This window comes from Streptomyces sp. NPDC048353 (assembly GCF_055587165.1).
On sequence record NZ_JBVJGU010000007.1, the window covers coordinates 355,829 to 378,769 of the forward strand.

The window sequence follows — 22,941 nt, forward strand, 5'->3', positions numbered from 1 at the left end:
CCCGGCCCCCGCCCGGGCCGCCCGCCCCGACGCGCTGGTGCGCCGCCGGGGGGCCGCTCACTAGCATGCGGCACGTGACGGACGAGAAACCCCCGCCGGACGAGGCGCCGCTGCTCGACGAGCTCATGCCGTGGTCCGTGGCGCCGCTGCGGCTCGGCCGGTCGTGGATCGTGGCCCCGGACGTCCGTACCCTGCGCGCCCGCTGGGACCGCCTGGTGGCGGCCGAGGGCGCGGAGCGCGAGCGGCTCTTCCGGTCCAGCAGGGCCCGCACGCCCTCGAGTTCGGTCGCCGCGCTTCCCGGGCAGCGGACCGGCACCGGCCGCCTCGCCCGTGAGTCGGGACCGTGCCCGGCGCCCGTCCGCCTGGCGCACGGCCCGTTCGACGAGCAGTGGCTGATCCCGGACCACCGGCTGATCGACACCGCCCGGCCCGAGCTGTGGCGGGTGGCCGACGCCCAGCAGCTGTTCGCGGTGGAGCAGGGTTACGTCCCCGCTCCGGGGCCGGGCGGCGGCCCCGCGCTGCTGGTGACCGCCGCCCTGCCCGACGGCCGCTCCCCCGCCGGCCGTCCCGGCCGGATCCGCCCGCTCTTCCGCCGCCCCGGCGGCCGGGAGCCGAACGTGGCGCACGGTCTGCTGGCGCTGCTGGGCGAGCGGTACGGGCACGAGGTCGCCGCCGAGGAGCTGCTGGCCTGGGCCGTGGCGGCGGCCCGTCCCTCCCCCGTGGGGCCCAGGGTGCCGCTGCCCCGGGACCGGGCCGTCTGGGCCCGTGGCGTGGAGCTGGGCCGGCTGCTCACCGGCGTCCAGCTGCGGGGTGCCCGGGGCGGCGAGAAGCCCCGGTTGCCGGGGGGCCGCCGGCCGTACGTACGGGCGGCGATCCCGGCCCGGCCGACGACGCCGGTGCACGACCCCGAGGAGGAGGTGCTGGAGCTCGGCGGGGGGCGGATCTCCCCGGTGCCGGCCGAGGCGTGGGAGTTCCGGGTCGGTGGCGTGCGGATGCTGGAGCAGTGGTGCGCGCACCGGACGGCGCCGGCCGAGCCGGGGACCCTGGAGGCGATCGGTCCGGCGGCCTGGCCCCAGGAGTGGACCTCGGAGCTGCTCGAACTGATCACGGTCCTCGCGCTGCTGGCCCGGCACGAGCCGGAGCGTGCCTCCCTCGCCGCGGCCCCCTCGCTGACCCGCGCCGACCTGCGGGCGGCCGCCGTGCTGCCCGTGCCGCAGGGTGCGCGCAGCCCCGCGTCCGTCCTGGACCACCAGGAGGAGGGCCCCGAGGGCCAGTTCGCGCTCCTGTAGGCGGGCGATGTCCGGCGCTCCCCCCGGGTGGCCTGCGTGGACGCGGTGACATGTCCCGCAGTGACAAGGGCGGTGTCCACCGGGTAGGCAGAGCTGTCATGAGCACTCAGCCACTCCCCCTGGAGGGGATCACGGTCGTCGCGGTCGAGCAGGCCGTCGCCGCGCCCTTCGCCACCCGTCAGCTCGCCGATCTCGGCGCCCGGGTGGTGAAGATCGAGCGGCTCGACGGCGGGGACTTCGCGCGCGGCTACGACACGGCGGCCCGCGGGCTCGCCTCGCACTTCGTGTGGTGCAACCGTGGCAAGGAGTCGGTCGCGCTCGATCTGAAGCAGCCGCGGGGCCTCGCGCTCGCCCGCCGTCTGGTGGCCGGCGCCGACGTCTTCGTACAGAACCTGGCGCAGGGCGCGGCGGCCCGTCTCGGCCTGGACGCGGCCACGCTGTGCGCCGCCCACCCCCGGCTGATCGCGGTGGACGTATCGGGGTACGGGCCGGGCGGGCCGTACGCGCAGAAGCGGGCGTACGACATGCTCGTGCAGTGCGAGGCGGGGCTCGTGTCGGTGACCGGGACCGAGGAGCGGCCGGTCAAGTCGGGGATCCCGGCGGCCGACATCGCGGCGGGGATGTACGCGTACGCGGGTGTCCTCGCCGCGCTGGTGCGGCGCGGGACCACGGGCCGGGGCGGGCCGGTGGAGGTGTCCCTGCTCGACTCGTTGGCGGAGTGGATGGGGCATCCCCTGCACCACGGGATGCACGGGGGCACGGCCCCGGCGCGCACGGGTCTGGCGCACGCCGTCATCGCGCCGTACGACGCCTATCCGACGGCGGACGGGAGCCTGGTGCTGCTGTCCGTGCAGAACGACCGGGAGTGGCGGCGGCTCGCCACTCGGGTCCTGGGCCGGCCCGAGCTGGCGGAGGATCCGGCGTTCGCCACGAACACGGCCCGGGTGGCGGGCCGGGCGGAGACGGACGCGGTGGTCGCCGCCGCGCTGGCGCCGTTGACGGCGGCGGAGGCGTTGGACCGGCTGGACGCGGCGGGCATCGCCTGTGCCCGTCTGAACACGGTGGCGGATCTGGCGGGCCATCCGCAGCTGGCGGCGCGCGACCGCTGGCGGTCCGTGGACTCGCCGGTGGGGCCGCTGCGCGCGCTGCTGCCGCCGGTCGTCTTCCCGGACGGTCCTGACCCCCGGATGGACCGGATCCCCGCCCTGGGCGAGGACACGGAGAGGGTGCTGGGGGAGCTGGGGGTCACTGCGGCCGAGCTGCGGGGGCTGCGCGGGGACGGGGTCGTGGCGTGACGGGGGTTGACGGTCTCGGAGCGGTCGGGGCGGGTGGCCGGGCACCGGGGTGTCCGATCACCGTCTTCGGGGTTGCGCCCAACCGCTCCCGGACATGCCCCCGGACGGTGTCGGGGGGAGGAACGTCTGCCCGCAACCCTTTCGCGGGGCCTCCGGAGTCGTCCAGAGGCTCAGCCCCGGCTGCCGAAGAGCGAGCGGCGCAGTCGGCGCAGGGGTGCGAAGAGCGAGACGCGCGCGCTCTTGCTGCGTCGGCTATGCGCGAGGTCACGGGTCGTCAGTTCACGCATCAGCAGCGTCGCCTCGGCCGCCTCGCGCTGGGGCACGGCGGGACCGCCGAGCACCGCGAGATGGCGGTCGAGCCGCGAACTGGTCGCGTTGTTCCCGCATGTGATGGCAGGCACTCGCGGCCTGCTGCGCATTGCTATCTGTTCCATGTCACTCCCCACCCTAACGAGGGCACCCGGCCCGGGCAGGTTAACCCTATCGCCCCACCGTCACACCCGTGTATCCCGGCGGCAGGATTCACCACACTCGTACGGGGGTTGACGGTTACCGTCTGAATCCATTTGATTCCAGGGCGAGTTGGACAGCGATCGAACACCTGCCGAACTGTCACGAACCATCCTGCACGCAAGGGCCTCGGCCATGGTCATCCGGCGGGCTGTGATCTCCACCACCAAGATCACCGCCCGCTGGTTCCGTGGAGTTCGAAATACCCCGGACGGGGGCAGAAATGCACCACCGGGCCGACAACGGACAGGGGAACGCGCCATGACCGTGATCGCGGGGCGGTACCGGTTACTGGACATCCTGGGCGAGGGCGGGATGGGGACCGTCTGGCGCGCCAGGGACGAGGCGCTCGGCCGCGAGGTCGCCGTCAAGGAGGTCCGCGCCCCCGCCGGCCTCCCCGCGGGCGAGGAGAGCCGGCTGTACGCCCGGCTGGAGCGGGAGGCCTGGGCGGCCGCCCGGGTCTCGCACCGGAACGTGGTGACGGTGTACGACGTGGCGACCGAGCACGGCCGTCCCTGGATCGTGATGGAGCTGATCCGCGGGCTCACCCTTTCGGACGTCCTGGACGCGGAGGGCCCCATGCCGCCGCGCCGTGCGGCGCACATCGGCGCCGAGGTCCTGGCCGCGCTGCGGGCCGCTCACGCGGCGGGGGTGCTGCACCGGGACGTGAAGCCGGTCAACGTCCTGATGGGCAACGACGGCCGGGTGGTGCTGACCGACTTCGGGATCGCGACGGTGGACGGCGTCTCGACCCTCACCGTGCCCGGGGAGCTCGTCGGATCCCCCGAATTCCTGGCCCCCGAGCGCGCGTTGGGCGAGAGACCCGGCCCGGCCTCCGATCTGTGGTCGCTCGGGGTGCTGCTGTACGCCGCGGTGGAGGGCAATTCCCCCTTCCGCCAGGACACGCCGCTGAGCACCCTGCGGGCCGTGGTGGACGAGGAACTTCCGCCGCCACGCCTGGCGGGTCCCCTCGGGCCGGTCATCGAGGGGCTGCTGCGGAAGGACCCCCGGGAGCGGCTGTCCGCGGCGGAGGCCGAACGGCAGCTGCGCCTGGTGGGCGCGGGCGGTTCGCCGCGTACGGAGCCGGTACGGGCGGCGTACGGCCCGGTCGGCCCGACCGTCTCCTCGTCGGCCTCCCCGTCCTCCTCCTTCTTCGGCGGAACAGGACGCCCGTCGGCCGCCGGGGCCCCGGGGTCCGGCGCCGGCGAGCGGAGGCCGGGCCGCCCGGGGGTGCTGCTCGCCGCCGGTATCGTCCTCCTGCTGATCGCCGGGGGGTTGCTGGCGTACGCGCTGCTCCGGGCCGAGCGGCCGGGCGGTGGCACGGGGGCCGGGGCGGGCGCGGGGGCCACGAGCGGCGACCCGGGACTCACCCCGCCGCCGGCACGCACGACGGGTGCCCCGGGCGGCTCCCCCGGCACACCCACCATGACGACGACCACGACCGTCACCACCGCGACCACGACCGTGACCGCCACGCCGCCGGCGCAGACGGTTCTCGTGTACGTGACGGCCGTGCGCGGCAGTTACACCGGGCCGTGCCCGCCGCCGGCCGCCGAGGCCCCGTCCTTCACGGCCACGGTCGCGGTGGGGCGTACGCCCGCCTCGGTGGAGTACCGCTGGGCGACGGAGAGCGGGGAGAGTTCCACGGGTGCCTGGCGGAGGCTGGAGTTCGCGGCCGACGGTCCGCCGCAGCGGAGGGTCGGCCACACCGAGCCGGCGCACCGCGCGGACGGGGCGCGGCGGGACCGGATCCGGGTGGAGGTCCGGGCCCCGGTCGAGGTCCGGTCGAACTGGGTGCGGACTTCCGTGACGTGCGAGGAGGCGACCCCGTCGGGCGGGGCCGCCTCCTCGGACGGGGTGCTTACGCCACGGCCCTGAAGGCGGGCAGGTAGCCGCCGGACTGGCCGGAGGCGGTGGGGTGGTACGACTCGCCGATGTTGAGCCAGTTGACGCTGTGCAGCCAGGCCGAACCGGAGCAGATCTCGTGTCCGGTGAAGGCGGGGACGACGCTCGCGAAGGTGTAGCCGTGGTCGGCCGCGCGCTTGGCGGTGGCCGCGTTGAGGTGGTCGGAACCGCCGTTGATGGCGCGCCGCTCGTTCTCGCTCAGTCCTGCGACGCAGCTGCCGCCGATCTTGTAGAAGCGGGGGTAGCCGAGGACCACGACGCGGGCGTTGGGGGCCTTGGCTCTGATGGCCGAATACACCGCGTCGAGGCGCCCGGGGAGGGTGGTGTCGACATAGCTCTTGGCTTGATTCACCCGGTTGATGCAGGTGGCCTCCGACTGGAGGACGCAGGTGGTCATGACGTCGGCGAAGCCCGCGTCATTGCCGCCGATGCTGAGGGAGACCAGGTCGGTGGCGGCGGAGAGGGGTCCGAGCTGTCCGCTCGTGACATCACCCGTTCGGGCGCCCGAGCATGCGGTGAAGGCGAACGACGAGGGTGAGTTGGCGTTCGCCCAGAGGACGGGGAAGGCGCGGGTGGAGCGCTTGCAGTCGCCACTGGCGCTGTCGTAACTCCCGGCTCCGACACCGGAGGAGTACGAGTCGCCGAGTGCCACGTAGTCGACGGCGGCGGCTTCGGCCGCCTGGGCGTTCCCCGCGCCGGTCAGGGCGAGGACGGCACCGAGCAGGAGCGAGGACGAGATGGCCGCGAATCGGGACAGTTTCATGGAACCTCCCTGTAGCAGTACCTCTGCGTTACTAGGTAGTAGCAGCGCATCCGGCCCACTGGAAGTGTTCATGCCAAGAACATTTGGCGAGATCTCCCCGACGCCCCGTCAACCACCGTCGTGATCAGGCCATCTGGCGGGTCGTCCGCCGGGCCCCCCGCCCGCCCGGTGCCGGGCCGGCGGGCTCCCGAGGCGGAGCCGCGCCCGCGACCCGCGGACCGTCCCGTTCAAAACGCTGTGCGTTCCCTGCCCGATTGCCGGATCATGACCGCCATGTCTCTGACCCCGGCGGAGCCCGCCGAGCCGACCGACCCCCAGCGGGCGCTGCCGATCCGGCTCAACGTCGACGACAGCGACTCGCCCGCCGATGTCGTCGACGCGCTGTTCCTCGGCCGCTTCGCCACGGGCGAGCAGCCGCACTCCCACAGCACCACCCTGGACCGGGTCAAGCCCGCCGCGACCCTGCTGCCCGCAGGGGCGAAGGTGCTGCGCGCGGCCAAGGACGACGACCGCAGCGCCGTGCTCGCCGAGGGCGAGGGCTGGACGCTGCTGGTCAGCCGCTGGAACCGCGGCGCGGACGTCACCGTCACCGCGACCGGAGCGCACCTGGCGGAGCAGGTCCTCAAGGAGGCCACGGACGGCGCCAAGGACGAGCCGGAGCCCCAGCCGGAGAACGTGACGATGGGGTTCTGGTACGTCTCGCCCCGCCGCGGCCCGCACCGCACGACCCGTCAGATCAGCGCCGGTACGTGGGAGGAGATCCGGCCCAACTACACGGCGCCGGTGGCCACGGGGATGGACCGGCTGATGAAGGTCACCCCCGACGACATCGCGGGCCGGCTGCTGCTGCTCCACGGCCCGCCGGGCACGGGCAAGACGTCCGCACTGCGGACCCTGGCCCGATCGTGGCGGGACTGGTGCCAGGTGGACTGTGTCCTGGACCCCGAGCGGCTCTTCAACGACGTCGGCTATCTGATGGACATCGCCATCGGCGAGGACGAGGGCACGGCGAAGGGGCGGTGGCGGCTGCTGCTCCTGGAGGACTGCGACGAGCTGATCCGCGGCGAGGCGAAGCACACCGCCGGCCAGGCGCTGTCGCGGCTGCTCAACCTCACGGACGGCCTCCTCGGCCAGGGCCGCAACGTCCTCGTCGGTGTCACCACCAACGAGGACCTGGAGCGGCTGCATCCGGCGGTGGTCCGCCCCGGGCGCTGCCTGGCCCGCATCGAGGTCGGGGGCCTGACCCGGAACGAAGCGGTGGCGTGGCTCGGCACGGAGGAGGGGATCGGCGCCGACGGCGCGACCCTGGCGGAGCTGTACGCGCTGCGGCGCGGCACGACCCCGGCCGGCGTCCCGGAGTCCCGCCGGCCGGACGCGGGACTCTACCTCTAGGGCGAGTGCCGGGGTGCGCCGCGTCTTACGGGCGCTGCCTCACGTGCCGTACGCGGCCCGCGGGGGCGCGGCGCCTCAGGGTGCGGCCTCGCCTGCTGGGGCGCCGCGCCTCACGGGCGCTGCCTCACGTGCCGTACGCGGCCCGCAGGGCGTCCTCCACCGCCTTGGCCGCCGCCTCGCGGGTCAGGCCGAGCCGGTGGGCCTCCCCCGCGTACGACGCCGCCGCCGTCGCGGCCAGCCGTTCCGCCGCGTCGCCCGCCGCCGCGACGAACGTGCCGTGGCGGCCGCGCGTCTCGATGACGCCGTCCGCCTCCAGCGCCTTGTACGCCTTGGCGACCGTGTTCGCCGCCAGTCCGAGGTCCTCCGCCAGCCCCCGTACCGTCGGCAGCTTGTAGCCGACCGGCAGGACGCCGGAGCGGGCGCGCTCCGCGATCTGGGCGCGGAGCTGTTCGTACGGAGCGGTCGGGGAGCCGGTGTTCACGGTGATTCGCAATGTCACCCGCTGATTCTGCCTCCGCCGGGCCCGAAAATGGGAGGCGGCCCCACCACCCGCGGCCGTAGCGTGCGGGCCCATGACTGTGATCGTGCGCGATGTCCGGCCCGAAGACGCGGGGGGCTTTGCCCAGGTGCGGCACGCGGCCCTGCCGTTCATGCTCGCCACCCCCGCGCAGGTGGCCTTCGACTGGGCCCATGCCCATCCCGACGCCCATGCGCGTCCCCTGGTCGCCGAGGTCGACGGGGAGATCATCGGCACCGCCCAGCTGCGCTACGCGCACGACGCCCCGGAGCCGGGGGTCGGTTCCGTCAACGTCTACGTCCACCCGGAGCGGCGGGGACTCGGGGCCGGATCGCTCCTGCTGCGGGCCTCCGAGGAGCACCTCGCCGAGGTGGACGCCACCACGCTGTACAGCTGGGTGCTGGACGAGCCGCCGAACCGCGCCTTCGCCGAGCGGCACGGGTACGCCCCCCGCCGCTCCGCGCACTTCCTGCGGCTCGACCTGACCGCCGCCGGCCTGCCGCCGCTCCCGGAGACGCCCGCCGAAGTGGAGATCCGCACCGCCGCCGACTTCGCCGCCGATCCGCGGCCGCTGTTCGCGCTCGACGCGCTGACCACCGCGGACGAGCCGGGTGACGTGGGTGCCGAGCTGACCGACTACACGCACTGGCTGGCGACCACCTGGAACCATCCCCTCTTCGACCCCGGCCTGACCACGGTCGCCGTGGTGGACGGCCGGCCCGTCGCGTTCAGCGCGGCCCAGACCGACGGCCGGGGGCGCTACAACTCCGCGATGACCGGTACCGATCCGGCGTTCCGGGGCCGGGGGCTCGCCAAGCTCGCCAAGACGCACTCCCTCCACCGGGCCCGGGCGGCCGGCTGCACGGAGGCGTTCACCGGGAACGACGCCGGCAACGCACCGATGCTGGCGATCAACACCTGGTTCGGCTACGAGGTCTGCGCGACGGAGGTCCGTCATGTCCGCACGCTCGGTTGAGGTGGTGCTGGTCAAGGCCGGGCGGACGAAGATCCGTTACCCGGCCGACGTCCTCGCCGACGACGGCACCCGGCTCACGGTCCGCGCCCCCTGGGCGGCGGAAGGGGTGCGGGACTTCGGCTTCGTACGGTTCGAGCCGGGCGACGTCTTCGTGGAGCACTACTGGCGTGACCGCTGGTACGCCGTCAAGGAGGTCCGTGGCGGGGACGGCTCCCTCAAGGGGTGGTACTGCGACATCGCCCGGCCGGCCCTGATCGACGACGCGGGCGGCGAGGTGGTGGTCGAGGACCTCGACCTGGACCTGTGGGTGTCGGCGGACGGCAGCGAGGTGCTGCGGCTCGACGAGGACGAGTTCGAGGCGAGCGGGCTCGCCGTCCGTGACCCGGAGGCGGCGGAGTGCGCCGTCGTCGCCCTCGACGAGCTGGAGGTACTCGGACGCGAGGGCCTGGCGGAGCTGCTGCGGTAACGCCCGCCGCGGGCCCGGGGTGGGGGAACCGGGCCGCGGCGGGCGGCGGGGTCGGGGGCGCCGCGAGGGGTCCGCGGCACGGCTGTGCCCGTGCGGGCGGTGCGCCGGAGCCCCCGGACACCGCTCGGAAGGCCGTCAGTACAGGGTGACGTCCGAGTCCTGCGCGGCGAGGAAGCCGGGCATCGGCAGGCCCATCGGGCCGGTGGGCGTGAGCTGCATCAGGGTGGCCTTCACCCGGGCCGCGCCCGCACGGTAGGCGGGCTCCTTCACGACGCCGGAGTTGGTCCACGTCCGCACCCGGCCGTCGCAGACGGCACGGGTGCCGCCGATCCCGGCGGAGAGATTCTGCTGGACGAGGGTGCTGCCGACGAAGACGGGGCCGGCGCTGTCGTCGAAGCAACGGTAGGTGCCGGAGACGGTGACCGTGCCGTCGTCGGCGACGGTTCCGTACGCGTCGACGGACAGGTCGTCGACCTGCTCCGCGTGGGCGGTGGACGCGGTGGCGGCCATGAGCAGGCTGGTGGCGGCGAGGGCGAGACGGAGACGCATGGGCGCGGTCCCTTTCGAAGTGGGGGAACGTTGCCCGCCAGGGATATCGGATCAAGCCGCCCTATGTCCGAAACTCACCCTTTCGGGGGCGCGTTGGGACCGGACGCGACCGGTCGCGGTCGGGCATACCGTCGTACGCTCATACCTTCCGCTTCCTCAGCAGCGGCCAGACCAGCAGGAGCAGGACGACGGCGTACACGGTGACGGAGAAGGGCGTGTCGACCAGGCCCGTCAGCGCACCGTCGCTGATCTGGAGCGCGCGGCGCAGTTGCTGTTCGGCGGCCGGGCCGAGGATGACGCCGATGACGGCCGGCAGCACGGGCAGTCCGTAGCGCCGCATGCCGAAGCCGACGAGCCCGATGACCAGCAGGATCACGAGGTCGAGCGCCTCGCCGCCCACCGCGTACGCGCCGACGGCGGCGAAGAAGAGGATGCCGGCGTAGAGGTACGGGCGCGGAATGCGCAGCAGCTTCGCCCACACCGGGGCGAGCGGCAGATTCAGCGCGAGCAGCAGGACCATGCCGACGAAGAGCGAGGCGATCAGGCCCCAGACCAGGTCGGGTTCGCGCTCGAAGAGGAGCGGGCCCGGCTGGATCCCGTACTGCTGGAACGCGGCGAGCATGACGGCGGCGACCGCGGTCGTCGGCAGCCCCAGGGTCAGCATGGAGACGAGCGTTCCGGCGGCCGACGCGGAGGCGGCGGACTCCGGCCCCGCGACGCCTTCGATGGCCCCCTTGCCGAACTGGTCCCGGTGCTTCGAGAGCCGCTTCTCCGTGACGTACGAGAGGAAGGTCGGGATCTCCGCGCCGCCGGCCGGGATCGCGCCGAACGGGAACCCGATGAACGGCCCGCGCAGCCAGGCCTTCCAGGTGCGCCGGACATCGTCCTTGCCGAGCCACGGCCGCCCGACCGGGAGCGGCTTGCCCGAGGTGCGGCGCAGATGGGCGGCGACCCAGAGGGCCTCGCCGATCGCGAAGAGACCGACCGCGACGATGACGACGTCGATGCCGTCGGCGAGCTGGAGCGAGCCGAAGGTGAGGCGCTGCTGGCCGGTCATCTGGTCGAGGCCGATCAGGCCGATCGTCAGACCGATGAGGAGCGAGGCGAGGCCGCGGATCCGGGAGGAGCCGAGGACGGAGGTCACCGCGATGAAGGCGAGGACCATGAGGGCGAAGTAGTCGGGCGCGCCGATGTCGACGGCGAGTGCGGCGACGGTCGGGGCGAGCGCGACGAGCAGGAGCGTGCCGATCATGCCGCCCGCGAAGTGGCCGATGGCTGCGGCCGCGAGCGCCTGCGCGCCCCGGCCCGCCTTGGCCATCGGATTGCCCTCGATGGCGGCGACGACGGCGGCGCTCTCGCCGGGGGTGTTGAGCAGGATGGAGGTGGTGGAGCCGCCGAACATGGCGCCGTAGTAGATCCCGGCGAACATGATGAAGGCGCCGGTCGGTTCGAGCCCGTACGTCACCGGGAGCAGCAGGGCGACGGCCATGGCCGGGCCGATGCCGGGCAGGACGCCGATGGCGGTGCCGAGGAGCACGCCGAGCGCGGCCCAGAGCAGGTTCATCGGGGTGAGGGCCGTACCGAAGCCGTCGATGAGCGAGTTCACGGAGTCCATGGTCAGAGCACTCCCATCAGCGGGCCGCCGGGCAGCGGGACTCCGAGCAGGTGGTCGAAGACGAGGTAGGTGAAGAGGGAGAGCCCGGCGGCGATGAGGGGATCGCGGCGGGGGTGGCGGCTGCCCAGCGCGTAGGCCGCGCCCCAGAAGAGCAGGGCGCCGGCGACGGGGAAGCCGACGGGCCCGATGAGGACCGCGAAGGCGAGGAAGACTCCGGCGAGGAGCAGCACCGTGCGCCAGTCGCCCGGCTCGGAGAGGTCGACGTCCTCGCCGCCCTCTGCCTCGCCGCGGCCGCCGCGCAGCACGTCGACGGTGAGGAGGACGGCCACGACGAGGAGTCCGACGCCGACGACGAGCGGGACGGTCCGCGGGCCGACGGGGCCGCGCTGGGCGACGTCGACGGTCATGGTGAGTGCGTCGGTGAGGACGAGGACGCCGATGAGGAGGAGCAGGAGGCCGACACCGAGCTCGGAGCGCTCGCGTAGCCGGCCCTTCCGCGCGGGCGCCGCGGGGGTGCCGGGGGTCTCGGGGGTCTCGGGGGTGGTCACAGTCCCAGCTCCTTCAGTACGGAGCCGACGCGCCGGTCCTGTTCGGCGAGGAACGCGCCGAAGCGTTCGCCGGGCAGGAAGGCGTCGTTCCAGCCGTTCTTCTTCAGCGACTCCCGCCACTGCGGGGAGGCGTGCAGCTCGCCGACCAGGCCGACGAGCTTCTCCCGCTCCGCCTCGGAGAGGCCGGGCGGGGCGACGATCCCACGCCAGTTGGTGAACTCGGTGTCCAGCCCCGCCTCGCGCAGGGTGGGGGCGTCGAGCCCGGGGACCCGCTGGGCGCCGGTGACGGCGAGGAGGCGCAGTTCACCGGACTCGATCTGGTCGAGGTACTCGCCGACGCCCGAGACGCCGAAGGCGACCTTGTCGCCGAGGATGGAGGCGAGGAGTTCGCCGCCGCCGTCGAAGGGGACGTAGTTCACGGTCTTCGGCGCGATGCCGGCCGCCTGGGCCATCAGCATCGGGGCCAGGTGGTCGGGACCGCCGGGCGAGGACCCGCCGCCGACGGGCAGCTTGCCCGGATCCTTCTTCCAGGCGGCGAGAAGCTGCTGGATGGTCCGGTACGGGGAGTCCTTCCCGACCACGACGATGTCCTGCTCCTCGGTGAGCCGGGCGATCGGAGTGGTGTCGGCGAGGGTCTTCGGGGTCTTGTTGGTGTGGACGGCTCCGACGACGCCGAGGCCCATGGACATCGCGAGCCGGCCGTTGCCGTGCTCGCCGACGAGCCGGGTGAGGCCGACGGTGCCGCCGGCGCCGGGCAGGTTGAAGACCTCGATGCCGGTGGTGAGACCGGCGTCCTCGGCGTTCTTGGCCACGGTGCGGGCCGTGATGTCGTACCCCCCGCCGGGGGTGTTGGGGACCATGAACCGCAGGCCCGGTATCCGCGTGCCGGTGTCGGAGCCGCTGCCGGGCGTGAGCAGCGGCGGCCCCACGAGCACCAGCAGCGCCGCCCCGAACAGGGCGAGGGGAGTGCGCAGACGCACGTGTGCCGCCTCTCAGGTAGGTGGGTGAAGTGGCCCACATGTTGCCCGCGCGTGAGGAAGCTGTCTCCCTTCCGCAATCAACGGACGTTGTGGTCCTTGTGGTCGCGACCTAGCGTGTCGGGGTGACGAAAGTGCTGGTGGTGGACGACGACTTCATGGTCGCGAAGCTGCACAGCCGTTATGTGTCGGCCGTGGACGGTTTCTCCGTCGTGGGTGTCGCGCACAGCGGCGCCGACGCGCTGCGCGCCGCGGACCTGTTGCGTCCCGATCTGGTGCTGCTCGACATCTTCCTGCCCGATATGGACGGGATCAGCGTGCTGCGCGAGCTGCGCGGGGCGGGTCTGGGGGTCGACGCGCTGTTCATCACGGCGGCGCGGGACGCGGGCATGATCCGTTCGGCGCTGCGGGCGGGGGCGTTGCACTATCTGATCAAGCCGTTCAACCAGGCAGCGCTGCAGGAGCAGCTGCGGCACGTGGCGGCGCTGCGCAGCCGCCTTGCGGAGCTCGACGAGGCTCGGCAGGAGGACGTGGACCAGATCTTCGGCGCGCGGCCGCCGGGCTCGCGGGAGCTTCCCAAGGGCCTCGCGGCGCCCACGGCGGAGCTGGTGGACGGCATCCTGCGGGCCCATCCGGAGGGCCTGTCGGCGACGGAGTGCGCGGAGGCGGGCTCGCTGTCCCGGGTCAGCGCCCGGCGCTATCTGGAGTACTTCGCGGAGACCGGCCGCGCGGAGATCACCCTGCGGTACGGGGGCACGGGCCGCCCGGAGCGACGCTACCGCCGCCTGGGCGGCTGACACCGCCCGCGCGACGCCCGGAGCCGACGCCCGGAGCCGACGTCCGCGACCGCCACCCGTACGGCTCCGCGCCCGTTCGGCTCCGCGCCGGTCCGGCCGCCGTCCCGCACCGGCGCTGGCCGGGAGCACGCACCGGTCCGGCCGCCGTCCCGCCCGTGCGGCTATCGGACCGATCCGCCCGCGTCCGCCCGTGCGGTTCACCGCGCCGGGCCGCCCGGTGTCCGGCTCACCGTCCGGCCCAGGGCGGCCACCGCCCGGGCGAAGGCGGGGGCGTCGGCGACGGCCGCCCCGCCGGTGTCGTTGTTGAAGTACGCGTACACCTCGGCCTCGTCCGGCCAGGTCCCGGCGATCCGCCCGGCCCAGGAGGCGAGCGCCTGCCGGCCGTAGCGGGGCGCCGGCCGGGCGAGGCCGGCGTGGAAACGCACGTACCCCCACGGGGCGGTCCGCCACAGCGGGGTCACCGGGCGTGATCCGCGGTCGGCCCAGCACAGCGCGCTGCCGTGCCGTTCGAGCACCGCCCGCAGCGGGCCCTGCGCCTCCCACCAGGAGGGATGCCGGAGCTCCACGGCGACGCGGACGTCCGCGGGGAAGCACCTCAGGCAGGCGTCCAGCGCGTCGACGTCCTCCCGGAACCGCGCCGGCAGCTGGAGCAGCACGGGCCCCAGCCGGTCGCCGAGCCCGGCCGCGTGGTCCAGGAGCCGGCGCACCGGTTCCTCGGGGTCGTGGAGCCGCTTGAGGTGGGTCAGATAGCGGCTGGCCTTGACCGCCATGACGAAGCCGTCCGGTGTCCGCTCCCGCCAGGAGGCGAAGGTCTCGGCCGTGGGGAGGCGGTAGAAGGCATTGTTGTTCTCGACGGTCGCGAAGGACCGGGCGTACTCCTCCAGCCACAGCCGCTGCGGGACCCCGGGGGCGTAGAGCGCCCCGCGCCAGTCCCGGTACTGCCACCCCGAGGTTCCCACGCGTACGGGCACGGTCCACCCTCTCGGAAACGGCCGGCTCCACCCTCCGCGGGACGGAACGGCCGGTCTGTCCGTGGTGCCTTCTCCGGTGCTTTCTCCGGTGCTTCTCCGGCGCTTTCTATCGTGCCGCTTAGGCGCTCCTTAAGTCGACCATAAGGATCCCCCTCACCCGCTCCCAGCAGCCCGTTTCACCGGTGCGGACGGCTAGCTTGCTCAGCGACCCCACGTTCCCCCCTCCCGAAGGAGTCGCCCTCATGACCGCTCGCCGTACGGCCGCCACCGCTCTCGTCCTCGGCATCGCGCCGCTCGCGCTGGCGGGTCTCGCCGCCGCCCCGGCCGTCGCGCACGGGTCGATGACGGACCCGGTGAGCCGGGTCTCGGCCTGTTACGCGGAAGGTCCCGAGAGCCCCGACTCCCCCGCCTGCAAGGCGGCGGTGGCGGCGAGCGGGGCGCAGGCGTTCTACGACTGGAACGCGGTGAACATCGCCAACGCCGCCGGCAAGCACCGCGAGCTGATCCCGGACGGCAAGCTGTGCAGCGCCGGCAACGACAAGTACCGAGGTCTCGATCTGGCGCGCGGCGACTGGCCGGCGAGCAAGCTGGACTCCGGGACGCACACTTTCCGCTACAAGGCGACCGCTCCGCACCGCGGCTCCATCGCGCTGTACGTCACCAAGGACGGGTACGACCCGTCCAAGCCGCTGTCGTGGTCGGACCTCGAGGAGAAGCCGTTCGCGACGGTGACCGACCCGCGGCTCGAGGGCGGGGACTACGTCTTCGGCGGGACCGTCCCGAAGAAGTCCGGCCGGCACCTGATCTACTCGATCTGGCAGCGCTCGGACTCCCCCGAGGCGTTCTACACCTGCTCGGACGTCGTCTTCGGGCAGGACAACGGCGGCGCGGGCGGCGGTCCGGCCCCGACGGCGAGCGCGCCGAGCGAGGAGCAGATCGAGGACGGGAAGGACCAGTCCTCGGTCGAGCACGGCGGGCACGGCGACGACGACGCGGGGACCGGCGCGGGCGAGACCGCGGCGGCCCCGGCCTCGGCAGGGGCCGCGCCGGGCGGGTCCGGTTCCTCCGAGGCCGGGGCCGGAACAGAGGCCGGGACGGAGGCCGGAACGGAGGCCGACGGTTCCGGCACCGGGACCGGGGCCGCGCCCGGCGCCTCCGCGCCGAACGCGCCCGCCGCCGCCGGCTCGGGCGAGAACCTCGCCGAGACCGGTGGCGACAGCTCGACTCCGTACATCGCGGTCGGCGGCGCCGCCGTCCTGGCGTTCGGCGCGGCCGTGCTCTTCGCCACGGTCCGGCGCTCGTCGCCGTCGACGGGCCGCCACGGCCGCTGACGCGTCAGCCGACGACCGACAGGCAGGTGGTCGGAGTGGCGCGGGCCGGGTCGAGGGCGTTGGCCACCTCGTGGAACGCGACCCGGTCCAGCGTCCCGATCGCCACGTGCTCGGAGAGGTCGAGGGCGCACTTGTCCTGGATGAGGACGTTGGTGACGTGGGCGCCGTCGAGGAACTGCGAGCGGTACGGGGTCACGACCTGGTCGTACTGGGTGGCGATGACCGTGTAGGTCACGCCCGGCACGGTGTCCCCGCCCTGGTTGAGCTTGGTGAGGAACGGCGAGCCGGCGATCTGGTCGGCGAGACCGGGGGTCTTCTCGTCGATCAGGTCGGCGACGCCGGGGAAGTACGGCAGGAGCCGGGTGAGGCCGAGCAGGGTCGTGCCGTGGTTGTCGGGGGCGATGCCGACGAGCGCGCGGACCTTGTCGGCCCCGCCGAGGAACTTGAGGTAGTAGCGGGGCATCATGCCGCCCTGCGAGTGGCCGACGAGGTCGGCCTCGGCGGCGCCGGTGGCCGCGAGCACCCGGTCCACGTAGGCGTCGAGCTGTTCGGCGGACTTGTCGATCGGTCCGAGGCCGTGGAAGAAGGGCACGTTCGGCAGCTGTCCGTAGTCGAGCGAGAAGACGCAGTACCCGCGGTTGACCAGGTACGGCGCGAGCCCCAGCCAGTTGTCGATCGAGTTCCCGAAGGTGCCGTGGACGAGGACGATCGGACGGGGGTGGGCGGCGGAGGGCTTGCAGGAGAAGTCGTTCCAGCCCCTGCCCGCGGCGGCCGTGACGGCGGCGGGGGACGCGGTGCCGGACGGGGCGGCCGCCGGGGTGGGGGCGGCGGCCTGGGCGGAGGCGGTGGGTGCGAGGGTGGCGGCGGCGGTCAGCAGTAGGACGGACACGGCTCTGAGGGCGTTTTTCCAGGGCAGCATCGTGCGATCTCCTTGTGGCTCAAGGGAAATCCAGGCGAACGATGACAGCGAGCCCTGCGGTCCGGACCACAAGTGGGGATGCTCTGCTCATGCCAAGCTACGCACGGGTAGCCTTTGCTGGGAAGTTACGCGTCGGTAAAAACTGACCGTTCGTCAGTACGGAGCAACGGCCGGGCCTCAGGCCGCCAGCGAGCCCGGTATGACCGCCCGCGGACCGAACTTCGCCCGCGCCCGGTCGGCCACCGCCTCGAGCCGACGGGCCTTCTCGTCCGCCGGGTCGAAGGTCAGCTGCCGCGCGGCCCCCTCGGCGGGGGTGAGCCCTTCGGCGCGCAGCGCGATCCCCCGCACTCGTGCGCGCTGCAGTCCGAACGACGCGTGGATCGTGTACACGAGGTCGGCGAGCGCCGCCGTGTGGGCGGTCGGCTCGCGCAGGGTGCGGGTACGGCTGCTGGTGGACCGGTCCGCGTACCGCACGGTGACCGCCAAGGAGCGGCACACCTGGCCCTCCGTCCGCATCCGGGCGCCCAGCTCCCCGGCGAGCGAGAGCAGCGCCCTGCGCTGGGCCGACGGGTCCAACTCGTCATGGGGGAAGGAGTGTTCGGCCGCCATCGAGCGGGAGGCGGCGTTCGGCACGACCGGCGTGCGGTCGACGCCCCGCGCCCGCTCCGCCAGTTCGCGCCCCGCCTTCGCGCCCACCAGCCGCTGGAGCACGGCGAGCGGCGCGTCCGCGACTCGTCCGATGGAGTCGAGTCCGTAGGCGCAGAGGGTACGGGCGGTGGTGCGGCCGACCCCGTCGAGCGCGACGACCGGGCGGTCCCGCAGGAAGCGCTCGGGGTCCTCCACGACCAGGGTGACGCCCGGGCGGGCCTCGCGGGCCGCCATCCGGGCCAGCATCGGGTTGGGCCCGGCGCCGACGACGCAGTCGACGCCGTACAGGGCGAGCGCCCTGACCCGTATCACCGAGGCCAGCTCCGCCGGGCTCCAGCCGAAGTAGCGCAGCGCGCCGCGGACGTCGGCGAGCAGGGTGTCGGGCGGGGCGGCCTCGACGACCGGGGTGAACTCGCCGACCAGGGCGAGCAGACGCGGAAGCATCGCCTCGTACAGGGGCTCCAGCCGGAACCGTACGCAGAGGATCATCCCGCGCTCCCCGGACTGCTGTGCCACAGCTTGCGGCGCGGCGGGGTCACCGCGCCGTCGCCGGCGGGCCGGAGGTCCGCCCACGGGTTCATCTCGAACCCGGTGGACATCCTGATCCGGCGGCCGCTGTCACCACCCTTCCCCTGGCCGTCGCCCTGACTCTGTCCCTTGCCCTGGCCGCCGTCGCCACTGCCGTCGCCGTCACCGTCGCCGTCGCCGTCGCCGTCGCGGCGGGAGGAGGGCCCGCCGTCACCGTTCCCGTCGCCATAGGAGGGCGGGGGCTCCGCGAGCCGCTCCCCCACCGCCTCCAGACCGCCGGCCGCCCGCAGCTCCGCCAGCTCGGCGAGGTTCCACGCCGCGGACCCGACCACGCTGAGGCTGCGCGGGCCGCGCCGCTGCACCACGCCGCGGACGAGCAGCAGCCAGGAGTGGAAGACGGTGTGCGCGCAGGCCTCGTGGGAGTCGTCGAAGAAGGCGAGGTCGACCAGGCCCGTGCCGTCGTCGAGCGTGCTGAAGATGACGCGCCTGCCGGAACGGATCGGCGGGGTCTGGGTGGCCGCCTTGGCGCCCGCGACCAGGACCGTCTCCCCGTGCCGGGCCTCGCGCAGCCGTTTGGCGGAGACCACGCCGAGTTCGCGCAGGAGGACGTGGTGGTCGCCCATGAGATGGCGGGAGGCGTCCATGCCGAGGACGCCCAGCTCGGCGCTGAGCCGCTCCGACTCGTCCAGGTCGGGCAGGCCGACGGGGGCGGTCTTCATGCCCTGGGCGAGCGGGAGCTGACCGCCGTAGGAGGCGGCTCCCCGCTGGGTCCGGTGGAGTTCGGTCAGATGCAGCAGCAGATCGCGGCGGTTGGCGCCGAAGGCGTCCAACGCGCCCACCTGCGCGAGTCGTTCGGCCACCGGCTTGCGCGGCCGGGCCCGCTCCCAGAAGTCGAGCAGCGAGGCGTAGGGCTGCCCGGCCTCGATGCGCGCGCTCTCCGCCTCGCTGATGCCGTGGACGTCGGAGAGGGCGAGCCGGAGGCCCCACACCTTCGGTGATTCAGACACCAGTTCGATACGGTGGCCGACGGCGGACGCGTTCACGTCCAGGGGCAGCACCGGCACCCCGCGCCGCCGCGCGTCCGCGAGCAGCAGCCGCTTCGGGTACATCCCCGGGTCGTGGGTGAGCAGCCCGGCGTAGAAGGCCGCCGGGTGGTGCGTCTTGAGCCAGGCCGACTGGTACGTCGGCACGGCGAAGGCCACCGCGTGCGCCTTGCAGAAGCCGTACGAGCCGAAGGCTTCCACGATCTCCCAGGTGCGGGCGATCGTCTCGTAGTCGTACCCCCGCCGCTCGGCCCGCTGGGCGAACCAGATCCTGATCCGGCCCTGCGACTCGGGGTGCGAGAGCCCGCGCCGCACCTGGTCGGCCTCGCCCCGGCCGCAGCCGGTCATGATCCGTACGATCTCGATGATCTGCTCGTGGAAGACGACCACGCCGTACGTGTCCTTCAGCGCGTCCTCCAGGTCCGGATGCGGGTAGCGGGCGGGGGCCCGGCCGTGACGGGCCTCGATGAAGGGGCGGACCATGTCGGCGGCGACCGGCCCGGGCCGGAAGAGGGAGATGTCGACGACGAGGTCGTGGAAGGTGGCGGGCTGGAGCCGGCCGACCAGATCGCGCTGGCCGGGCGACTCGATCTGGAAGCAGCCGAGGGTCTCGGTGGACTGGATGAGCCGGTACGTCTTCGGGTCGCCCGGCGGCACCCGCTCCGGGTCGTCGAGGTCGATCCGCTCGCCCGTGGTCCGCTCGATCTCGGTGACGGCGTGGGCCATGGCGGACTGCATCCGCACCCCGAGGACGTCGAGCTTGAGCAGCCCGAGGTCCTCCACGTCCTCCTTGTCGAACTGGGACATGGGCAGGCCCTCGCCGCTGGTGGGCATGACGGGGGTACGGGTGAGCAGCGAGGCGTCCGAGAGCAGCACCCCGCACGGGTGCATCGCGACGCCGCGCGGCAGCTTGTCGAGGGCCTCGACCAGCTCCCAGAGCCTGCCGTAACGCTCCTTCTCCCCGGCGAGGGCGCGCAGCTCGGGCAGTTCGTCGAGGGCGGCGAGCGCGTCGCGGGCCCGGATGTGCGGGAACGCCTTGGCGAGCCGGTCGATCTCGGCGGGGTCCATGGACAGGGCCGCGCCGACGTCCCGGATCGCGTGGCGGACCCGGTAGGTCTCGGGCATGGCGACGGTGGCGACCCGCTCGGTGCCGAAGCGGTCGATGATCGCGCGGTAGACCTCCAGACGGCGGGCGGACTCCACGTCGACGTCGATGTCGGGCAGGGCGGTGCGGTTCTTGGAGAGGAAGCGCTCCATCAGCAGCCCATGCTCGACGGGGTCGGCCTGGGCGATGCCGAGGAGGTGGTTGACGAGGGAACCGGCGCCGGAGCCCCGGGCGGCGACCCGGATCCCCATCCCTTTGACGTCGTCCACCACCTGGGCGACCGTCAGGAAGTAGGTGGCGAAGCCGTGGTGGGCGATGATGTCCAGCTCGCGGTGCATCCGGTCCCAGTAGGCGCGGCGCCCGTCGTAGCCGCGCAGCACCATGCCGGCGGCGGCCCGGGAGGCGAGGACGCGCTGGGCGGCGCGGTGCTCGGCGCCGACGAGGTACGGCTCCGGGAAGTGGGCGGACCCGATGCCGAGGTCGTCCTCGGGGTCGAGCAGGCAGTCGGCGGCGACGGCCCGGGTCTGTTCGAGCAGCCGGTGGGCGGTGTCGCGGCGGAAGCCCGCGGCCTCGACGACCCGCTCGGCGGCGGCCGCCATGGCGTCGGCGTCCTTGAGCCAGGCCTCGCCGCTGTCGAGTTCCTTGCGGGGGTCGACGGGGACGAGGCGGCGGGCGGAGTCGAGGACGTCGGCGACGGGCCCCTGGCCGGGGTCGGCGTAGCGGACGTCGTTGCCGAGGACCGGGCGGACGCCCTGCTCGGCGGCGAAGCCGACGGTACGGGCGGCGAGCCGCAGCGAGCCGGGGCCCGTACCGGACCGGCCGTGGTGGACGGCCTCCAGGCGCAGCGCGTCGCCGTACCGCTCGCGCCAGGGGGCGAGCAGCCGGGCGGCCCGGTCGGGGCGGCCGGCCGCGAGGGCGCGGCCGACGTCGGAGGCGGGGCCGAGGAGCACGGTGAGACCGTCGCCGTGGTTGGCGTCCCAGGGCAGCAGGGGCTGGGGCTGCGCTGCGCCGGCCGCGTGGGCCGCGGTGATCATCCGGCAGAGCGCGGCCCAGCCCTCCCGGGAGCGGGCGAGGAAGACGGCGCGGGGCGCGGACTCGTCCACGAAGGCGCCTCCCCGCACGGGGACGCGCCGCGCGGAGGTCCCGTCACCGCGCACCGGCCAGGCGGCGGACCTAGCGGGCCCTGCGGGGGCGGTACCGGCGCCGCGGCCGGGGACGCCGGCGCCGTCCGGGCCGAGGCCGTGGGAGCCGTGGGGGCGGTAGCCCGTGCCACCGGAGCCCGCGTACCCGTTCCGGCCGGGGCCGGTCGGGGCGGGTCCGTCGAGCGCGAGGTCGGCGCCGAAGAGCGGACGTACCCCCGCCTCCGCGCAGGCCTTCGCGAAGCGGACCACGCCCGCGACGGTGTCACGGTCGGTGAGGGCGAGGGCGTCCATCCCGCGCTCGGCGGCGCGCTCGGCCAGCCGCTCGGGGTGCGAGCCGCCGTAGCGCAGGGAGAAGCCCGACGCGGTGTGCAGATGCGTGAACCCCGGCATGCGCACCTCCCGCATCGATTCGTACGTACGTTCCCACCCCCCTCGTCTTCACCATAGACCATTTCGAACGTGCGTACGATACGCCGGGCGCACCGCTCCGCGTCATCCGTTCGGACCCAGCCCACCTGCGGGAACGCTCGGCTCACCGGAGCGTGGGGGCATGAGTCTCGCCGAGGAACTGAAGAGCGCCGTCACCCCGCGAGCCGCCCTGCTCGTCGTCGGGGTGCTCGCCCTCCAGCTGCTGTTCATCGCCTCGTACGTCGGGGCGCTGCACAACCCGAAACCGAAGGACGTGCCCTTCGGCGTGGTCGGGCCCCAGCAGGTCTCCGCCCAGCTCATCGGGCGCCTGGAGCGGCTTCCGGGCAAACCCCTCGACCCACGGACGGTCACGGACCAGGCCGAGGCCCGGAAGCAGATCATGAACCGGGAGATCGACGGCGCCCTGGTGGTGGACCCCGCCGGCACCACCGACACCCTGCTGGTCGCCTCCGGCGGCGGCACGGTGCTCTCCTCCGCCCTTGACGCGCTCTTCACCCGGGTCGAGGCGGCCGAACGACGCACGCTCAGGACCGTCGACATCGCCCCGGCCTCGAAGCAGGACTTCGACGGCCTCTCGGCCTTCTACCTGGCCGTCGGCTGGTGCGTCGGCGGCTACATCTGTGCCGCGATCCTCGCCATCAGCGCGGGCTCCCGCCCCGCGAACCGCGAGCGCGCGCTCATCCGGCTCGGCGTCCTCGCGCTCTACTCGGTCCTCGGCGGGCTCGGCGGCGCGGTGATCGTCGGCCCGATCCTCGGCGCCCTGCCGGGCAGCGTGGCGGCCCTGTGGGGTCTGGGCGCCCTGGTCGTCTTCGCCGTCGGCGCGGCCACCCTGGCCCTGCAGTGCCTCTTCGGCATCGTCGGCATCGGCCTGGCGATCCTGCTGATCGTGATCGCGGGCAACCCCAGTGCGGGCGGTGCCTTCCCGCTGCCGATGCTGCCCCCGTTCTGGAGCGCGATCGGCCCGGCCCTGCCTCCGGGCGCGGGCACCTGGGTGGCGCGTTCGATCGCGTACTTCAAGGGCAACGACGTCACCGGTCCGCTCCTGGTCCTCTCGGCGTGGGCGGTCGTCGGCAGCGTGATCACGCTGGTGATGTCCTCCCTGAAACGGACGCCGGAGGCGGAGCGCGTCGCGGGCGAGCGGGCGAGGTGAGCCGACCGCGCCCTAGGACGTGACCGGGCCCCGGGGACGTGACCGGGCCCCGGCCCCCTCGCACTCGGGGGGCCGG

The 22,941-nt window shown here is 73.9% G+C and carries 20 protein-coding genes; 9 read left to right on the forward strand and 11 right to left on the reverse strand.

Going from position 1 to position 22,941, the window contains the following annotated elements:
- Window positions 1–65 precede the first annotated feature (65 nt).
- On the forward strand, window positions 66–1,289 hold the full coding sequence (locus tag ACZ6RC_RS25790; protein WP_469587353.1) for a type ISP restriction/modification enzyme: 1,224 nt from the start codon (window positions 66–68) through the stop codon (window positions 1,287–1,289).
- A 98-nt stretch (window positions 1,290–1,387) separates the two neighbouring features.
- Window positions 1,388–2,584 carry a CaiB/BaiF CoA transferase family protein gene (locus tag ACZ6RC_RS25795; RefSeq protein ID WP_469587356.1) on the forward strand — a complete coding sequence of 399 codons (1,197 nt, stop codon included), beginning with the start codon at window positions 1,388–1,390 and terminating at the stop codon, window positions 2,582–2,584.
- 170 nt (window positions 2,585–2,754) lie between these two features.
- Here ACZ6RC_RS25795 and ACZ6RC_RS25800 read toward each other — a convergent pair whose 3' ends face one another.
- Window positions 2,755–3,018 carry a hypothetical protein gene (locus ACZ6RC_RS25800; protein ID WP_391144569.1) on the reverse strand — a complete coding sequence of 88 codons (264 nt, stop codon included), beginning with the start codon at window positions 3,016–3,018 and terminating at the stop codon, window positions 2,755–2,757.
- A 337-nt stretch (window positions 3,019–3,355) separates the two neighbouring features.
- Between ACZ6RC_RS25800 and ACZ6RC_RS25805 the strand changes: the two genes are divergently transcribed.
- Window positions 3,356–4,972, forward strand: coding sequence for a serine/threonine-protein kinase (locus tag ACZ6RC_RS25805; protein ID WP_469587359.1), 1,617 nt, complete (start codon window positions 3,356–3,358; stop codon window positions 4,970–4,972).
- Here ACZ6RC_RS25805 and ACZ6RC_RS25810 read toward each other — a convergent pair.
- Window positions 4,956–5,762: an SGNH/GDSL hydrolase family protein gene (locus tag ACZ6RC_RS25810; protein WP_391144564.1), complete on the reverse strand. Its 807-nt coding sequence runs from the start codon at window positions 5,760–5,762 to the stop codon at window positions 4,956–4,958. The two genes, ACZ6RC_RS25805 and ACZ6RC_RS25810, sit on opposite strands and share 17 nt — an antisense overlap.
- Window positions 5,763–6,026: 264 nt before the next feature.
- On the opposite strand from ACZ6RC_RS25810, the gene ACZ6RC_RS25815 reads away from it, so the two are divergent.
- Window positions 6,027–7,154, forward strand: a complete 1,128-nt coding sequence (locus ACZ6RC_RS25815) for a DUF5925 domain-containing protein (RefSeq protein WP_453619609.1) — start codon at window positions 6,027–6,029, stop codon at window positions 7,152–7,154.
- A gap of 124 nt (window positions 7,155–7,278) precedes the next feature.
- Here ACZ6RC_RS25815 and ACZ6RC_RS25820 read toward each other — a convergent pair whose 3' ends face one another.
- Window positions 7,279–7,653 carry a GntR family transcriptional regulator gene (locus tag ACZ6RC_RS25820; protein WP_453619610.1) on the reverse strand — a complete coding sequence of 125 codons (375 nt, stop codon included), beginning with the start codon at window positions 7,651–7,653 and terminating at the stop codon, window positions 7,279–7,281.
- Between the two features lie 73 nt (window positions 7,654–7,726).
- On the opposite strand from ACZ6RC_RS25820, the gene ACZ6RC_RS25825 reads away from it, so the two are divergent.
- Both ACZ6RC_RS25825 and ACZ6RC_RS25830 read left to right on the forward strand, forming a co-directional pair.
- The gene (locus ACZ6RC_RS25825) at window positions 7,727–8,647 is read left to right on the forward strand and encodes a GNAT family N-acetyltransferase (RefSeq protein WP_469587364.1); all 921 of its coding nucleotides are present in this window, start codon (window positions 7,727–7,729) and stop codon (window positions 8,645–8,647) included.
- Window positions 8,628–9,113: a ribonuclease FAU-1 family protein gene (locus ACZ6RC_RS25830; protein ID WP_469587368.1), complete on the forward strand. Its 486-nt coding sequence runs from the start codon at window positions 8,628–8,630 to the stop codon at window positions 9,111–9,113. Before ACZ6RC_RS25825 ends, ACZ6RC_RS25830 begins: the two co-directional genes overlap by 20 nt.
- Window positions 9,114–9,248: 135 nt before the next feature.
- Here ACZ6RC_RS25830 and ACZ6RC_RS25835 read toward each other — a convergent pair whose 3' ends face one another.
- The 4 genes from ACZ6RC_RS25835 to ACZ6RC_RS25850 all read right to left on the reverse strand — a co-directional run bounded on the left by ACZ6RC_RS25835 (window position 9,249) and on the right by ACZ6RC_RS25850 (window position 12,805).
- Window positions 9,249–9,662, reverse strand: coding sequence for a DUF6299 family protein (locus ACZ6RC_RS25835; RefSeq protein ID WP_469587371.1), 414 nt, complete (start codon window positions 9,660–9,662; stop codon window positions 9,249–9,251).
- 139 nt (window positions 9,663–9,801) lie between these two features.
- The gene (locus tag ACZ6RC_RS25840) at window positions 9,802–11,277 is read right to left on the reverse strand and encodes a tripartite tricarboxylate transporter permease (protein WP_391144548.1); all 1,476 of its coding nucleotides are present in this window, start codon (window positions 11,275–11,277) and stop codon (window positions 9,802–9,804) included.
- Window positions 11,278–11,279: 2 nt separating this feature from the next.
- A complete protein-coding gene (locus tag ACZ6RC_RS25845) occupies window positions 11,280–11,825 on the reverse strand; it encodes a tripartite tricarboxylate transporter TctB family protein (protein ID WP_469587375.1) in 546 nt (181 codons plus the stop codon).
- The gene (locus tag ACZ6RC_RS25850; protein WP_391144543.1) at window positions 11,822–12,805 is read right to left on the reverse strand and encodes a Bug family tripartite tricarboxylate transporter substrate binding protein; all 984 of its coding nucleotides are present in this window, start codon (window positions 12,803–12,805) and stop codon (window positions 11,822–11,824) included. Before ACZ6RC_RS25850 ends, ACZ6RC_RS25845 begins: the two co-directional genes overlap by 4 nt.
- Before the next feature lie 122 nt (window positions 12,806–12,927).
- Between ACZ6RC_RS25850 and ACZ6RC_RS25855 the strand changes: the two genes are divergently transcribed.
- The gene (locus tag ACZ6RC_RS25855; protein ID WP_391144540.1) at window positions 12,928–13,599 is read left to right on the forward strand and encodes a response regulator; all 672 of its coding nucleotides are present in this window, start codon (window positions 12,928–12,930) and stop codon (window positions 13,597–13,599) included.
- A gap of 197 nt (window positions 13,600–13,796) precedes the next feature.
- On the opposite strand, the gene ACZ6RC_RS25860 is transcribed toward ACZ6RC_RS25855, so the two are convergent.
- On the reverse strand, window positions 13,797–14,570 hold the full coding sequence (locus tag ACZ6RC_RS25860; protein ID WP_469587381.1) for a DUF72 domain-containing protein: 774 nt from the start codon (window positions 14,568–14,570) through the stop codon (window positions 13,797–13,799).
- Window positions 14,571–14,812: 242 nt separating this feature from the next.
- On the opposite strand from ACZ6RC_RS25860, the gene ACZ6RC_RS25865 reads away from it, so the two are divergent.
- Window positions 14,813–15,901: a lytic polysaccharide monooxygenase gene (locus tag ACZ6RC_RS25865; protein ID WP_469587384.1), complete on the forward strand. Its 1,089-nt coding sequence runs from the start codon at window positions 14,813–14,815 to the stop codon at window positions 15,899–15,901.
- Window positions 15,902–15,905: 4 nt separating this feature from the next.
- Here the strand turns inward: ACZ6RC_RS25865 and ACZ6RC_RS25870 are convergent, their stop codons facing one another.
- The 3 genes from ACZ6RC_RS25870 to ACZ6RC_RS25880 all read right to left on the reverse strand — a co-directional run bounded on the left by ACZ6RC_RS25870 (window position 15,906) and on the right by ACZ6RC_RS25880 (window position 21,676).
- Complete coding sequence (locus ACZ6RC_RS25870) at window positions 15,906–16,820, reverse strand: esterase/lipase family protein (RefSeq protein WP_391144532.1); 915 nt, start codon at window positions 16,818–16,820, stop codon at window positions 15,906–15,908.
- Between the two features lie 177 nt (window positions 16,821–16,997).
- On the reverse strand, window positions 16,998–17,957 hold the full coding sequence (locus tag ACZ6RC_RS25875; RefSeq protein WP_469587388.1) for a DNA polymerase Y family protein: 960 nt from the start codon (window positions 17,955–17,957) through the stop codon (window positions 16,998–17,000).
- Window positions 17,954–21,676 carry a DNA polymerase III subunit alpha gene (locus ACZ6RC_RS25880; protein WP_469587390.1) on the reverse strand — a complete coding sequence of 1,241 codons (3,723 nt, stop codon included), beginning with the start codon at window positions 21,674–21,676 and terminating at the stop codon, window positions 17,954–17,956. Before ACZ6RC_RS25880 ends, ACZ6RC_RS25875 begins: the two co-directional genes overlap by 4 nt.
- 160 nt (window positions 21,677–21,836) lie before the next feature.
- Here ACZ6RC_RS25880 and ACZ6RC_RS25885 point away from each other — a divergent pair, with 160 nt between their 5' ends.
- Window positions 21,837–22,865 carry a DUF3533 domain-containing protein gene (locus ACZ6RC_RS25885; protein WP_469587393.1) on the forward strand — a complete coding sequence of 343 codons (1,029 nt, stop codon included), beginning with the start codon at window positions 21,837–21,839 and terminating at the stop codon, window positions 22,863–22,865.
- Window positions 22,866–22,941: the final 76 nt, after the last annotated feature.

Excerpts from the sequence above, each read along its gene's own strand:
- ACZ6RC_RS25870 (WP_391144532.1), bottom strand. The coding sequence starts at position 16,820 with ATGCTGCCCTGGAAAAACGCCCTCAGAGCCGTGTCCGTCCTACTGCTG.
- ACZ6RC_RS25885 (WP_469587393.1), top strand. The coding sequence starts at position 21,837 with ATGAGTCTCGCCGAGGAACTGAAGAGCGCCGTCACCCCGCGAGCCGCC.
- ACZ6RC_RS25805 (WP_469587359.1), top strand. The coding sequence starts at position 3,356 with ATGACCGTGATCGCGGGGCGGTACCGGTTACTGGACATCCTGGGCGAG.
- ACZ6RC_RS25800 (WP_391144569.1), bottom strand. The coding sequence starts at position 3,018 with ATGGAACAGATAGCAATGCGCAGCAGGCCGCGAGTGCCTGCCATCACA.
- ACZ6RC_RS25795 (WP_469587356.1), top strand. The coding sequence starts at position 1,388 with ATGAGCACTCAGCCACTCCCCCTGGAGGGGATCACGGTCGTCGCGGTC.
- ACZ6RC_RS25880 (WP_469587390.1), bottom strand. The coding sequence starts at position 21,676 with ATGCCGGGGTTCACGCATCTGCACACCGCGTCGGGCTTCTCCCTGCGC.
- ACZ6RC_RS25815 (WP_453619609.1), top strand. The coding sequence starts at position 6,027 with ATGACCGCCATGTCTCTGACCCCGGCGGAGCCCGCCGAGCCGACCGAC.
- ACZ6RC_RS25875 (WP_469587388.1), bottom strand. The coding sequence starts at position 17,957 with ATGATCCTCTGCGTACGGTTCCGGCTGGAGCCCCTGTACGAGGCGATG.
- ACZ6RC_RS25835 (WP_469587371.1), bottom strand. The coding sequence starts at position 9,662 with ATGCGTCTCCGTCTCGCCCTCGCCGCCACCAGCCTGCTCATGGCCGCC.
- ACZ6RC_RS25865 (WP_469587384.1), top strand. The coding sequence starts at position 14,813 with ATGACCGCTCGCCGTACGGCCGCCACCGCTCTCGTCCTCGGCATCGCG.
- ACZ6RC_RS25830 (WP_469587368.1), top strand. The coding sequence starts at position 8,628 with ATGTCCGCACGCTCGGTTGAGGTGGTGCTGGTCAAGGCCGGGCGGACG.
- ACZ6RC_RS25840 (WP_391144548.1), bottom strand. The coding sequence starts at position 11,277 with ATGGACTCCGTGAACTCGCTCATCGACGGCTTCGGTACGGCCCTCACC.
- ACZ6RC_RS25825 (WP_469587364.1), top strand. The coding sequence starts at position 7,727 with ATGACTGTGATCGTGCGCGATGTCCGGCCCGAAGACGCGGGGGGCTTT.
- ACZ6RC_RS25790 (WP_469587353.1), top strand. The coding sequence starts at position 66 with ATGCGGCACGTGACGGACGAGAAACCCCCGCCGGACGAGGCGCCGCTG.
- ACZ6RC_RS25810 (WP_391144564.1), bottom strand. The coding sequence starts at position 5,762 with ATGAAACTGTCCCGATTCGCGGCCATCTCGTCCTCGCTCCTGCTCGGT.